Source organism: Pseudomonas sp. HN8-3 (assembly GCF_020790195.1).
Classification (GTDB): Bacteria; Pseudomonadota; Gammaproteobacteria; order Pseudomonadales; family Pseudomonadaceae; genus Aquipseudomonas; species Aquipseudomonas synxantha_A.
Genome location: NZ_CP086206.1, coordinates 5870916 through 5885008, shown reverse-complemented (window position 1 = coordinate 5885008; position 14093 = coordinate 5870916). Strand labels below are relative to the sequence as shown.

General features: G+C 64.0%; 9 protein-coding genes. All 9 read left to right on the top strand.

What is annotated here, in order from left to right:
• Genes tssK through LJX92_RS26340 form a run of 9 tightly spaced genes read left to right on the top strand, consistent with a single transcriptional unit; the run spans window position 1 to window position 14066 of the window.
• A complete protein-coding gene (tssK, locus tag LJX92_RS26380) occupies window positions 1–1335 on the top strand; it encodes a type VI secretion system baseplate subunit TssK (RefSeq protein ID WP_005792507.1) in 1335 nt (444 codons plus the stop codon).
• 6 nt (window positions 1336–1341) lie between these two features.
• Entirely contained in the window at window positions 1342–2631 is a 1290-nt protein-coding gene (locus LJX92_RS26375) for a DotU family type VI secretion system protein (RefSeq protein ID WP_078822642.1), read from the top strand.
• Window positions 2628–6128, top strand: a complete 3501-nt coding sequence (gene tssM, locus LJX92_RS26370) for a type VI secretion system membrane subunit TssM (RefSeq protein ID WP_032878700.1) — start codon at window positions 2628–2630, stop codon at window positions 6126–6128. The genes LJX92_RS26375 and tssM overlap by 4 nt, the downstream gene beginning before the upstream one ends.
• The gene (tagF, locus tag LJX92_RS26365) at window positions 6125–6778 is read left to right on the top strand and encodes a type VI secretion system-associated protein TagF (RefSeq protein ID WP_148853789.1); all 654 of its coding nucleotides are present in this window, start codon (window positions 6125–6127) and stop codon (window positions 6776–6778) included. Before tssM ends, tagF begins: the two co-directional genes overlap by 4 nt.
• Window positions 6779–7498, top strand: a complete 720-nt coding sequence (locus LJX92_RS26360; RefSeq protein ID WP_005792503.1) for a PP2C family protein-serine/threonine phosphatase — start codon at window positions 6779–6781, stop codon at window positions 7496–7498. It abuts the gene before it with no gap.
• Window positions 7495–10473 (top strand): serine/threonine-protein kinase, encoded by a 2979-nt coding sequence (locus tag LJX92_RS26355; protein ID WP_228309127.1) that lies wholly within the window; start codon window positions 7495–7497, stop codon window positions 10471–10473. The genes LJX92_RS26360 and LJX92_RS26355 overlap by 4 nt, the downstream gene beginning before the upstream one ends.
• On the top strand, window positions 10473–11177 hold the full coding sequence (locus tag LJX92_RS26350) for an ABC transporter ATP-binding protein (protein ID WP_032878706.1): 705 nt from the start codon (window positions 10473–10475) through the stop codon (window positions 11175–11177). The genes LJX92_RS26355 and LJX92_RS26350 overlap by 1 nt, the downstream gene beginning before the upstream one ends.
• Window positions 11177–12361, top strand: coding sequence for a hypothetical protein (locus LJX92_RS26345; RefSeq protein ID WP_005792500.1), 1185 nt, complete (start codon window positions 11177–11179; stop codon window positions 12359–12361). Before LJX92_RS26350 ends, LJX92_RS26345 begins: the two co-directional genes overlap by 1 nt.
• Window positions 12354–14066 carry a formylglycine-generating enzyme family protein gene (locus LJX92_RS26340; RefSeq protein ID WP_032878707.1) on the top strand — a complete coding sequence of 571 codons (1713 nt, stop codon included), beginning with the start codon at window positions 12354–12356 and terminating at the stop codon, window positions 14064–14066. Before LJX92_RS26345 ends, LJX92_RS26340 begins: the two co-directional genes overlap by 8 nt.
• The last annotated feature ends 27 nt before the right edge of the window (window positions 14067–14093 follow it).

The following is a 14093-nucleotide window of genomic DNA, read 5'->3' as shown; positions in this document are numbered from 1 at the left end:
ATGTCCTGGAACAATCGCGTGGTCTGGTCGGAAGGCATGTTCATCGCAACGCAGCACTTCCAGCAGCATGACCGTTACCTGGAAAACCTGATCGACGCGCGCAGCCGTCCGTTGTCGGCAGGGGCCTGGGGTTTTTCCGAGTTGCTGATCGACCAGGGCCTGCTGGCCCAGGGCAAGCTGGCGATCGTATCGGCCCGCGGCCTGTTGCCCGATGGCACGCCCTTCAATATCCCCCAGGATGACCTGGCGCCGAGCCCGTTGAGTATCGACGACAACCTGCGCGACGGCTTGGTGTACCTGGCCCTGCCGCTCAAGCGTGCCGGTGCGCGTGACACGGTTGAGGAAGGCGAAGCCCTGGAAGCTGCGCGTTATGTCAGCCAGGTGCGTGAAGTGCGCGATGACAACGCGCCGTTCGAAAACCGCGCCCCGGTAGCCGTGGGGTCGCGGGCATTGCGCCTGCTGACGGCGCAGGACGGCATCAGCGACTATGCCGCCATTGGCCTGGTACGCATCAAGGAAAAACGCGCCGACCGCGCGCTGGTGCTCGACGACACCTACATCCCGCCGGTGCTGAATGTGACCGCAAGCAAACCGCTGACTGCGTTTCGCAGTGAACTGCTCGGCCTGCTGCACCAGCGTGGCGAAGCCCTGGCGGGGCGCGTGGTGGCCTCCGGCGCTGGCGGCGCTTCGGAGATTGCCGACTTCATGCTGCTGCAGCTGGTCAATCGCGCCCAGCCGCTGATCCAGCATTTGAGCCAGTTGAGCCCGCTGCACCCGGAGCGCTTCTTCAGCGAACTGGTGAGCCTGGCCGGTGAGTTTTCGACCTTCTCCACTTCAGGTCGCCGCCCGCAGGAATACCCGCAATACCAGCACGATGACTTGGCGCTGAGCTTCACTCCGGTGATGGCGGCCCTGCGTGAAGCGCTGTCGATGCTGATCGACAGCAAGGCCACGCCGATCCCGATTGTGGAGAAGGCCTACGGTATCCACGTGGCGATGCTGGCCGACAAGACCCTGCTCGACAACGCCAGTTTCATCCTCGTGGTGCGTGCCGATGTGCCCGGCGAAACCCTGCGCGCACGCTTTGGCCAGCAGAGCAAAGTCGGTTCGGTGGAGCACATTCGCGACATGGTCAACCTGCAACTGCCAGGCATTGGCTTGCTGCCGTTACCGGTGGCGCCGCGCCAATTGCCGTACCACGCCGGTAGTACCTACTACGAGCTGGACCGAGGCAGCGAGCACTGGCAGCAGTTGAGCAATTCCGGCGGCTTTGCCTTCCATATCGCCGGGCAGTTCCCGGGTTTGAACCTGGCCTTCTGGGCGATCCGAGGATAATCCGCGATGCACCCCAATGATGATGACCGCACCCAGTTCATGCCGCGCCCGGGTGGCCGAGCGCCGGAGCCTGCACGCGCAGAACCGACGCCGCTGTCGATGCCGGCTGCGCCGATCCTCACCGGCAAAAGCCAGGGCCTCAACCCGCTGGAAAGCGCCGCCGGCCCTTTACTGGCGTTGCTGACGCGGCTGCGCAACACCATCGCCCACCCGGCGCCAGCCAGCCTGCGGGCGCAGTTGTTGGCCTATCTGCGTCAGTTCGAAGAACGCGCCGAAGCGGCTGGTGTGGCGCGCAACGAAGTGCTGCTGGCCCGTTACGCGCTGTGCACCGCCCTGGATGAAGCGGTGTTGAGCACGCCGTGGGGCAGCACCAGTGATTGGGGCAAGCAAAGCCTGCTGATCACCGTGCACAACGAAGCCTGGGGCGGTGAAAAGGTCTTCCAGTTGCTCGACCACTGCCTGCAAAGCCCACGGGAACGCCTGTACCTGTTGGAGCTGTTGTACCTGTGCATGTGCCTGGGTTTCGAAGGCCGCTACCGCGTGATGACCGACGGTCGCAGCCAATTGGAAGCCTTGCGCGAGCGCACCGCCGCAGCGATTCGCAGTGCCCGTGGTGAACACGAGCGTGAGCTGTCGCCGCACTGGCGCGGCGTGACCGTGGCCCGTGATCGCCTGGCGCAGTTCATGCCACCGTGGATCGCCGTGGCGATCGGCGTGGCGCTGCTGCTGGCGTTGCTGTTTGGCCTGCGCATGAAACTGGCCTCGGACGCCGAGCCGGTGTTCAAGAATATCCATGCCCTGGGCGAGATCCCGGTGCAGGCCATCGACCGTCCGGTGGCGCAGCCAAAAGTGATCGAGCGGCCGCGCCTGGCCGGCTTCCTGGCCGAAGACATCAAGGCCGGTCGCGTGGCCGTGGAAGACAAGGTTGACCGTTCGGTGGTGACCATTCGTGGCGATGAGCTGTTCGCCTCCGCCAGCTCCAGCATTGTCGATGCTTACCAGCCGCTGATGCTGCGCATCGCTGATGCCATTCGCAAGGTCAAGGGCCAGGTGCGTGTCACCGGCCATAGCGACAACCGCCCGATCGCCACGCTGCGCTTCCCGTCGAACTGGGCGCTGTCCGAAGCCCGGGCCAAGTCGGTGCTGGAGATCCTCGCGGCCAAGACCGGCCAGGCTGATCGCTTCAGCGCCGAAGGCCGTAGCGACACCGAGCCGCTGGCGAGCAACGGTACTGCCGAAGGCCGTGCCCGCAATCGTCGGGTTGAAATCACCGTACTGGCGGAGGGCGTCGAGTGAAGGCGTTTTTCAGTTTCATGATTCGCTGGGTAATCCCCGTTCTGGGCCTGATTGCCCTGAGCCTGATCATCTGGTTTGTCGGGCCGTTGCTCGACGTGTTGATGCCTGAGGGGCGACGCTGGGCGTTGATCATCCTGGTATTTGCGCTGTGGCTTGCCTACCGCGTGTTCCGCATCATCCAGGCCCGCCGCCAGGCTGCCGAAGTGATGCGCAGCCTGGCCGCCGAAACCCCGGCTGATCCCAACAGTGTTGCCACTGCCGAAGAGTTGTCGACCCTGCGCCAGCGCATGGACGAAGCCCTGACGCTGCTGAAAAAAGCCAAGCTGGGCGGTGACGAACGCCGCAACCTTTACGAGCTGCCGTGGTACGTGATCATTGGCCCGCCGGGTTCGGGCAAGACCACCGCACTGGTCAATTCCGGATTGCACTTTCCGCTGGCGGCGCAGTTGGGCGCCGGTGCCGTGCGCGGCGTCGGTGGTACGCGTAACTGCGACTGGTGGTTTACCGATCAGGCCGTTTTGCTTGACACCGCGGGCCGCTACACCACCCAGGACAGCAACTCGACGGTGGATAAAGCCGCGTGGCTGGGCTTTCTTGACCTGCTGAAAAAGCAACGTTCGCGCCGACCCATCGATGGTGCGTTTATCGCCATCAGCCTGTCGGATTTGCTGCTGGGTACAGACGCCGAGCGCGCCGCCCATGCCGCCGCGATTCGCCTGCGTATCCAGGAGCTGTACACCCAGTTGGGCGTGCGTTTCCCCATCTACCTGATGCTGACCAAGCTCGACCTGGTGCCGGGCTTCATGGAGTTCTTCGACAACCTGAGCAAGGAAGAGCGCGCCCAGGTGTGGGGCATGACCTTTGCCCTGGACGACGGCAAAAATAGCGACAGCCCTTTGGCGCACCTGCAAAGCGAATTCGCCGGGCTGGAGCAGCGCCTCAACGAACGCCTGGTCGAGCGTCTGCAACAGGAGCGCGACCCGGCCCGCCGCGACCTGATCTACGGTTTCCCGCAGCAGTTCGGCGCGTTGAAGGACTGTCTGCAAAGCTTCCTTGAAGGTGTGTTCAAGCCCAACGCCTTTGAAGAGCGCGTGTTGCTGCGTGGCGTGTATTTCACCAGCGGCACCCAGGAAGGCAGCCCGATTGACCGCCTGATCGGCGCCATGGCCCAGAGCATGAACCTGGACCGCCAGCACCTGGCGCGCCAGAGCGGCACCGGGCGCAGTTACTTCATCGAAAAACTCTTCACCGCAGTGGCTTTCGCCGAGCGTGGCTTGGTGGGGGTGAACCCGAAAATCGAACGGCGCCGCAAGTGGATTGCACGTGGTGTGCTGGCGGCCACCGTAGCGCTGGTCGTGGTGGTCAGCAGCCTGTGGTGGGTGAGTTATCGTGCCAACCAGGCGTATATCGCCCAGGTCGATCAGAAAGTTGCGCCCCTGGGCCAGACCGTGCAGAACCTGAGCCCGGCACAACGAGAAGTGCTCGCGGTGCTACCACTGCTGAACGCGGTGAAGAACCTCGCGGGGGATTCGCCGAGCTGGTCCGAAGGGCTGGGGCTGTATCAGGGCGATATGCTTGAAGCCGAATCCGCCAGTGTCTACCGCAAGCTGTTGATCGCCGTGTTCGCGCCACGCTTGGTGACGCGCATCGAAGAGCAACTGCACGGCGGCGGTAACTCCGACTTTCTCTACGAGGGCCTCAAGGCCTACCTGATGCTCGCCGACACCGAGCATTACGATCCGGACTTTATCAAGGCCTGGATCGCCCTGGACTGGGATCGCAACCTGCCCCGCGACCTTCCGGCCGATCAGCGTCAGGCGCTGGCCGGGCACTTGCAAGCGCTGTTCGAACGGCACCCGCCGAGCGCCCGCCTGGACCCGCGCCTGATCGATGACCTGCGACGCCAGTTGCAGCAACTGCCGGTGGCCCAGCGCGTGTATGACCGGGTCAAGCGCCAGAAACTGCCCGAAGGCATCCCGGACTTTCGTCTCAACGAAGCCGCTGGGCGTGACGCCGCGCTGGTGTTCAGCCGCAAAAGCGGCAAGCCGTTGGGTGAGCCGTTGAGTGGATTCTTCACTGCCAAGGGCTATCGTCAGGCGTTCTTGCTGAGCAGCCTGAACCAGACCGGCACCCTGGCCGAGGAACAATGGGTGCTGGGCCACGAGCAGGCCGATCAGCAGAACGTGGTGAGTCTGGCCGCGGATGTGCGTCGTTTGTACTTCCAGGACTACCAGCGCCAGTGGGATGCGCTGCTCGCCGACATCGACTTTGTGCCGATCACCAGCGTGGCCCAGGCCGCCGACGTGCTGCGGGTGATTTCCGGCCCGACCTCGCCGCTGAAAAAGCTGCTGGTGGCGGTCGCCAGGGAAACCGATCTGCAAGCCGAAGAGCGCCAGTTGGCTGCCAAGGGTGTACCGGTGGAAGGTGGCGTCGACAAGCTCAAGGAGCGCCTTGGCAGCTTGCTTGGCCAGGAGCAACCGACGGCGAATGCCCCGGCGGCGTCGGAGGATCCGGTGACCGCGCACTTTGCCGAACTCAACAGCATCGTCAGCAAAAACGAAGGCGAACCGGCGGCCATCGACGGCCTGCTGTCGGACATGAATGCGCTGTATGTGCAGGTCAGCGCCATGGTCGGTGCCAGCGGCGATGCCTTGCTCGGTGAGGCCAAGAACCAGGCGGCGGCTGCGGCCACGCGGGTCAGCCTGAATGCCGAGCGCCAGCCGCCGCTGGTGCAGGGCATGGTCAAGTCGGTGGTCAATTCCACCACCAACAGCATGATGGGCGGGGTGCGTAACCAGCTGAACGCGGCATGGGTCAGTGAAGTGGTCAACGTGTATCGTCAGTCGTTGGCCGGTCGCTACCCGATGTCGCCGGGCAGTGCGCGGGACGCCACCCTGGATGACTTCGGCCAGTTCTTCGGCGTGGGCGGGGTGATGGATAACTACTTCCGCAAATACTTGCAGCCCTATGTGGATACATCGGCACAGACCTGGCGCTGGCAACCGGGCGCGGCGCAGAAGCTGGGGATTGCCCCGGGCGTGCTGCAAACCTTCCAGCGGGCGGCGACAATTCGCGATGCGTTCTTCAGGTCCGGGGGCACCCAGCCTATCGTGCGTTTCGAGCTCAAGCCGGTGTCGATGGACCCGACCATCACCCAGTTTCTGCTTGATCTGGATGGCCAGCAGTTGAGCTACGACCACGGCCCGAGCCGCCCGGTAGCGATGCAATGGCCGAACCCTGGCAGCATCGGCGTGGTGCGTATTTCCATCATGCCGCCGTCGGCCAGTGGTCGCTCCGGTATCACGCTGGACGGCCCGTGGGCCTGGTTCCGTCTGCTGGAGCAATCGGACCTCACCGCGGGCAACTCGCCGGACCGCTTCAACCTGCGCCTGCGGGTTGATGGTGCGAGCATCGCCTACGAGCTGCGCGCCAACAGTGCCTTCAACCCGTTCAGAAGCCGCGTGCTCAGCGGTTTCAGCCTGCCGGAGCGGCTATGACGACTGTGGGTTTCTACGGCAAGTTGGCCAGTCGCGGGGACTTTGTCAGCCGCGCCTTGCCCCAGAGCTTTATCGGCCCATGGGACAGCTGGCTGGCGGCGGGTTTGCTCGCCAGCCAGAACAGCCTGGGCGGTGACTGGCTCAACGTGTATCTGGTCAGCCCGTTGTGGCGCTTCGTACTGGCGCCAGGCGTATGCGGGCCCGATGCCGCGGCGGGCGTGGTGATGCCGAGCATTGATCGGGTCGGGCGGTATTTTCCGCTGGCCGTGGTCACCTTGCTGGATCACGACACCAACCCCGCCTCCCTGGTGGGCGGGCCGGACACCTGGTTCGAGCAGGCCGAAGAGCTGTTGCTCAGCACCCTGGACAGTGGCGCTACCTTCGAAAGTTTCAACGCGGGGATCGACGCCCTGGGCATTCCTGCGAGTGAGCCGCGTGCGGTCGACAGCCGTTTCGCCGGCCTGCAGCGCGTGGCCGCTACGGTGCCCCATCAGCGCATGACCGCACTGGCCGAACAGGCGTGCGAGGGCGCGAGCCTGTGGTGGGGCCGTGGTTCGCAACGTATTTCACCTGGTTTATTACGGTGCCAGGGCTTGCCTGCCGCCAATGATTTTGCGCAGTTTTTGCTCGGACAAGAAGGTGTGGTGTAGATGGGCGCGACGTACAAATCCGCGAGCAAAAGCCATGTGGGCATGGTTCGCCAAGTCAACGAAGATGCCTTTCTGGACCTGCCGGAAAACCGCCTGTGGGTGGTGGCCGATGGCATGGGCGGGCACGCCGCGGGGGACTATGTCAGCAGCTTGATCGTCGACAGCCTGCGCCATGTACCGCTGGGCCGCTCCCTCGACGAATACACCGCGGCGCTGCGCAATGATCTGCTGCGCATCAACACCGCTGTACGCGAAGAAACCGCCAACCGTGGCGTGACCATGATGGGCAGTACGGTGGTGGTATTCGCCGCCCGCGGCTTGCGCGGTGTGTGCCTGTGGGCCGGCGACAGTCGCTTGTATCGCCTGCGTGACGGCGTGCTGGAAAGCATCTCCCGCGACCACAGCTACGTGCAGGACCTGCAAGACAGCGGCTTGCTCAGCGAAGCTGACGCCCGCACCCATCCGCGCTCCAATATCGTCACCCGCGCTGTCGGCGTGGAAGCGCAACTGGACGTGGCGTCGGTTGAACTGTTGATCGCTCCCGGAGACAGCTACCTGTTGTGCAGCGACGGCCTGAACAAGACCGTCGAAGACCGCGAAATCCGCGACGTGCTCAGCCATGACGCACCGGATGAAATCGTGCGCAGCCTGGTGCACCTGGGGCTCAATCGCGGCGCACCGGACAACATCACCACCCTCGTCGTGAAGGTTTCGTCATGAACATTGTCATTCCAGGTTATGACATCGAAGGCGAGATCGGCGAAGGCGCCATGGCCAGCGTGTACCTGGCGACTCAGCGTTCGCTGGAGCGCAAGGTAGCGTTGAAGGTGATGGCCGCGGCGCTGGCGGCAGATCCGAGTTTCTGCGAGCGCTTCCTGCGTGAGGGCAAGACCCTGGCGCGCCTTTCGCACCCGCACACGGTGACCATCCATGACATCGGCAACGTCGGTGAGCTGTATTACATGGCCATGGAATACCTGCCCAACGGCACGCTCAAGGAGCGCATCGCTGCCGGCCTGACGCCGGAGCAGGGGGTGACGCTGATCCGCCAGATCGCCTCGGCGCTGGGTTATGCCCATGCCCAGGGGTTGGTGCATCGCGACGTCAAGCCGGCGAATATTCTGTTCCGCGCCGATGGCACTGCAGTACTTTCCGACTTTGGTATCGCCAAGTCGCTGGACGACCGCACCCAATTCACCCAGGCCGGGTTTGCCGTGGGTACACCCAGCTACATGAGCCCCGAGCAGGCGCGGGGTCAGGAGATCGACGGGCGCGCCGATCTCTACGCACTCGGTGTGGTGCTGTACGAAATCCTCGTCGGCAAGCTGCCCTACAGCGGCACCGATGCGCTTTCCACTGCGCTGGCGCACCTGACTGAGCCGTTGCCGGAATTGCCTGTGCATCACGGGCGTTACCAGGGTGTGCTGCGCAAGTTGTTGGCCAAAGACCCGGCGCAGCGTTATCCGGATGCGGCAGCGTTGTTGTTGGCGCTGGATCAACTCCCGGCGGATGAATCGGACGCCACGCTGGTACGGCCGCTGCCGATTCCTCTAAGCTTTGATCTGGCGGGCATGACCCCTGTCACCGTCGACATTCCGACTGATAAACCGCAGCCGCAGCCAATAGTGCGCCAACCGGTGGTCACGCCGACCCAGCACAGTGCCCCCTCCGAGCAGCGCCGTGGTCCGGTATTGGCCTTGGCCGCCGTGGCGGTCGCCGTCGCGTTGGCCATTGGTGGCGCCAGCTACTGGTGGTTGAGTGGCAGCGATGAACCGGCTCAGCCGCCAGCCGCAGTGGTGCCCACGGTGATGCCACCGGTGGCTGTCGCTGCAGTGGATGGCGGTCAACGTCCGTTGCTGATGGCGGGCAAGAAGACCTTGTTCCAGCGCGTACTCAGCAAGCCCGGCGCCCAGCTTTCAGCAGACGCGGGCAGCACGCCGGGTAAGGCGTTGCCGGCGTTTTCCGTGCTCTACGTGTACCAGCGCAAGGAAGTGGATGGCAGCCCGTGGGTACGCGTGGGCGCCGCCACCGATGGGCGCAGCGACGGTTGGTTGCCGGCCGCCCAGGTCAGCGACTGGAAACAAAGCCTGGTGCTCAAGTTCACCGAGCGCTCGGGGCGTGCGCCTGTGATGTTCCTGCGCCAATCCGGCGAGGTGGAGAAACTGTTGGCCGATCCTGCCGCCGCGAAAAGCGTGCTGGCCAAGGCGCAGAGTAACCCTGAGGACAACCAGCAAGTCCTGGCCCTTGAGCCGGCCGCCAGCGCGGTGCCGCAAAACCAGTTCTACCTGTTGCCGATTTTCGACTCAAAAGAGAGCTTCGATGAAAACGGCCAGCCGGTGCAGTTGCTCAACGTGGCCTCCATCGACCCAGGCCGCAGCGCGGCTGCCACACCGGCGACCCCGACACTCAGCGCCAATGCCGATGCATTCCGCACCGCCGTGGTGCTGGTGGTGGATACCACGGTATCGATGCAGCCCTACATCGACCAGATCCGCGACGTCGTACACGAGTTGCAAACCCGTATCGCAGAGCGCGGCGAACTGGACAGCGTCAGCTTCGGCCTGGTCGGCTTTCGCAGCAGCATCAAGAAAACCCCTGGCCTTGAGTACGTCGCCAAGACCCTGATCAGCCTCGACCAGGGGCGCGATCCGCAGCGCTTCCTCGATATGGCGCGCCAGGTCAAAGCCTCAACCGTCTCCAGCCATTCCTTCAACGAAGATGCGTTTGCCGGGGTGATGCAGGCGGTGGATGGCATGGACTGGTCGGGCTATGGCGGGCGCATCATCCTGCTGGTCACCGACGCGGGTGCGCTGCGCAAGAACGACCCGTTCGCCGCTACCCAGATGAACGAAGCCGAAGTGCGACAGGCCGCACTCGGCAAGCAGATCAAGATCTACGCGCTGCATCTGCGCACCGATGTCGGCAAGAAAACCCACGCCGGTGCCGAGAGCCAGTACCGCATCCTTACCGCCGACGCCAACCCGCAGATCGGTGACCTGTACACGCCAGTGCCGGGAGGCGATGTGCGCAAGCTGGGTGAGCGCGTCGATGAGATCGGTACAGTGTTCGCCGACCTGGTGCATCAGGTGCGCAACAACACGCCGCAACCGGTGCCGCTGCTCGGTTCGGCGCCAAGCCTGGCGGACAAATCCGCCGCGGTCGGCTATGCCATGCACATGGACTTCCTCGGGCGCAAAACCGCCAGTCAGGCGCCGCAACTGGTCAGCGCCTGGACCGCCGACCGCGACCTGACCAACCCGGCACTGCCAGCGTTCCAGGTGTGCGTGATGCTGACCAAGCTGCAACTCAATGACCTGCAACAGTCGCTGAAGTTGATCGTGGATGCGGCGCGCAAGACCCAAAGCTCGCCCAAGGATTTCTTCCAGGAAATCGCCAGCGCCTCGGCCTACATGAGCCGAGACCCCCAAGCCCTGCGCAAGGGCGGTAACCTGGCCGACGGCGGTCTGCTCGGTGAATACCTGGAGGGCCTGCCGTACCGCAGCAAGTCGCTGAACATGACCCAGGATTTGTGGTTGTCGTTGAGCGTGGCCGAGCAGGAAGACTTTATCGACGAGCTGGATTCGAAAATCCGCCTGTATGAAACATTCCATAACGACGTGGCCAACTGGGTCCGTTTCGGCGATGCCGAACCGGGTGATGCGTTGTACCGCGTGCCGCTGTCGACGCTGCCGTAATGTTGAACCTGAGCGCAGTGCACAAGAGCCGGGGCGTTGGTAGCCAGCGCTACAGCCTGGTGATTCCGGCGTTGCACCTGCAAGCGGGCGAACAACTGGCGATTGTCGGCCCCAGTGGTTGCGGCAAAAGCACGTTGCTGGATCTGCTGGCGCTGGTATTGGCGCCGGATCAGGTCGGGCAGTTTGCGTTCAACCAGCAGGACATCGGCGCGCTGTGGCGTGCCGACCGGCAATCCGCCCTGGCCGCGTTGCGCAGCCAGCACTTGGGCTATGTACCGCAAACCGGTGGGCTGCTGGGGTTTCTGGATGTGCGCGGCAATATCGCTTTGTCCCGGCAATTGCTGGGCTTGAAGGACGACGGCAGCGTGGCGCGTCTGGCCGAGCAGTTGCAGGTCAGCGATCAGTTGGCCAAGCGCCCGGCGGCGTTGTCGGTGGGCCAGCGCCAGCGCGTGAGTTGCGCCCGCGCCCTGGCCCATGCGCCGCAACTGGTGCTGGCGGATGAGCCGACCGCTTCCCTCGACCCGCTCAACGCCGAGCGGGTGATGCAGGCGCTGCTGGCCCGGGCCCGTGAACAGCGGGCGGCCTGTGTGATCGCCACCCATGACGAACCCCTGGCCCGCGCCAGTGGCTTGCAGGTGCGGCGTATCGGTTGCCGTCGCGATGCTGACGGCGGCGTCACCGCAACCCTCGGGGAGGCGTGCTGATGCGCATCGGTCTGCTTGCCTCACTCGCCTGGCAGGACTATCGCAACGACGGTTGGCTGTCAGCCTGTTCGGTGCTGGCGCTGGTAGCGGTTATCGCGCCATTGCTGGTGTTATTCGGCCTGAAATTTGGACTGGTTAGCAGTTTGACCGAACGCTTGGAGACCGATCCGGCTACCCGTGAAATTATCCCGTTGGGCGGTGGCCGATTCAGCGCAGCGTTTATCGAGCAGTTGGGGCAGCGCAGCGATGTGGCGTTTGCTTTGCCGCGCACACGGCAGATTGCAGCAACGGCCCAAGTGGGCGCGCTGACCCTGGAAATGTTGCCAACCGCAGCGGGTGATCCGTTGTTGGCAGGCTTACCGATGCCTCACGGTTTGGATCAGATTGTGCTCAGCCATACCGCTGCCGAAAAGCTTGCGGCAAGGCCCGGTGACTGGCTGGAAACCAGCTTTGCGCGGCAAGTGGCGGGGCGCGTCGAGGCCCAGCGCACGCGGTTGCAAGTGCTGGCGGTGTTGCCGTTGGAAGCATTTGCCCGTGATGGACTGTTGACTGATTTAGCGTTGCTGGAAGCGGCGGAAGATTATCGCGATGGCCGTGCGGTGCCGGCGTTGCATTGGGACGGTGAGGTGGCGGGCGTGAGCGAACAGCGTATCTATCCGGCGTTTCGCCTGTATGCGCGCAGCCTCAGTGATGTGGAACCGCTGCGGGTGTATTTCGCCGGGCAGAACCTGCTGGTGTCGACCCAGGCGCACACTATCGCCCAAGTGCAGTCGTTGAGCCGCAACCTGTCGATTGTATTCTGGATCATCGCCGGGTTGGCCCTGGCCGGAGCCTTTGCGGCGATATTTGCCGGCGCGTTGGCGGCGGTCGCGCGCAAGCGGCGGGAATTGTCAGTGTTGCGCCTGCTGGGGTTTTCCACCGGCGCGCTGTTGCTGTTTGTGCTGTTGCAGGCGCTGTACAGCGCCGGTTTTGCGGGCTTGCTCAGTGTTGGGCTCTATGGCCTGGCCGAAGCGGGTTTGAATCAACTCTTCGTGCAGGTGCCGGGCGAGTACGCCAGCCATCTGTTGGCGCGTCACTACGGCCTGGCCCTGGCTGCCGTGCTCGGCGTCAGCGCCGTGGCGGCGGCCTGTGGGGGGTGGCGGGTGGCGCGTATCCAGGCTTCTGAAGGAATCAGAGATGTATAAGTTACTGGGCGCCTGCGTGGCGCTGAGCCTGGCCTCGCTGGCCTGGGCGGATGAGGCAAGCGACAAGCTCGACAACCCGAAACCGTTGCCGGATGACGTGAGCTTGCCGCTGCCGTGCGAAGGCAACATGGTGTTCCGCTATGCCTACGTGCTGGCCCAGGGCACCCTGGATGACCGCGAAGTCAGCCTCGGCTACCCCTTTGCCGAAGGCGAGGCCGGTTACCAGCAGTCGTTTATTTCCGGTTATCGCCGCGACTTCATCAACGGCCAGTTCACCCTCAAGGACTTGCCCAAGGCCTGGAACAAGGTCATCGCGCCGCTGATGCCCAAGACCGACGCCAAGACCCCACTCAAGCCCATGCTGTACTTCATCGGCAAGTACGAAGTGACTGCACGCCAATATGCCCAGGTGATGGGCCAGGCGCAGTCCCTGGCCAGCGGTGAACCGGCACCGGCGTGTGACGCGCCCACCGGCATGGCCGGGCGGTTGCCCAAGGTGAAGCTGTCGCGTTTTGAAGCCGAGCGTTTTTCGGCGGTGTACAGCGCCTGGCTGATGAAGTACCACCGCGAGTTGTTGCCGGTGAGCGGGCGCGGTTCGTCAGCCGAAGACGGCGGCCTGGGCTTTGTGCGCCTGCCTACCGAGGTTGAGTGGGAATACGCCGCACGCGGCGGCCAGGCGGTGAGCCGTCAGGACCTGGAAAGCCGCTTGTATCCACGGCGCGCCGAGGGCAGCGAAAGCGATGGCCCGCTGGCTGATTACGCGGTGTTCAACCAGGTCGCCGGCGGCACCGGTCAGGCGGCACGGCTGATGCCCATCGGCACCAAATTGCCCAACCCCATCGGCCTGTTCGACGTGATCGGCAACGCTGCGGAAATGGTCCAGGAATCGTTCCAGCTGGTACATGCCGGCCGACGCCAGGGCACCTATGGCGGCTTTGTGGTCAAGGGCGGCAATTATCTGGAAGGCGAGGGCACCTTGTTTACCGGTATGCGCCGCGAATACCCATTGTTTGCAGCCGATGGCACCGAGCAAAGCAACGAGACCACCGGCTTTCGCGTGGCGATCGGCGCGTTGTCGGCGCCGCGTTCGCGCTACAAGGAGTTGTTTGCCCAATGGCAGAAGGAAGGCCGCCTCGCTGCGCTGACCGACGCCATCGACGACGCCCAGGACCCGACCAAGCGCCTGGACAGCATCATCGCCGCCAGCGTCGACCCCAAGCTGCAGGCCGAGCTGGGTCTGGTCAACGAAGAGCTCAAGCGCAACGTTTCGCTGATCGCCCAGCAGCGCGAAGAGGCCGCGGGCAACCTGATCCAGTCGGCGGCGTTGGTGGCCGAGACCATCAGCAACTACAACATTCGCCTGGCCAACCTGCAGAAGAGTCGCCAGCAGGCCGTCGACAGCAAGGACGAAGCCAGCGCGCAGCTGTTCGCCACCGCCATTGCCAATGGACGCAGCGCCCTCGACGGCGCGGTGGCGATTTATATCGACAACCTGGCCACCGGCACGCGCTACACCGATGCGGTGATCCAGGCGCAGTTTCAACGGGTCAAGGAAGAGTTGGATCGCAAGCCAGTGCTCGGCAAAAGCCTGGTGACGCGCGCGACACTGTTCGTTCGCCATGTCGGCAACTACCGCAAGCAACAGCGGGCCGACCCGGCAACGATCTTGAAGGAATTGCTCGCAGCGAGCGGTCAGCGGTCTTGATCGTTGGCTGTCTAGCGAGCTTGGAAG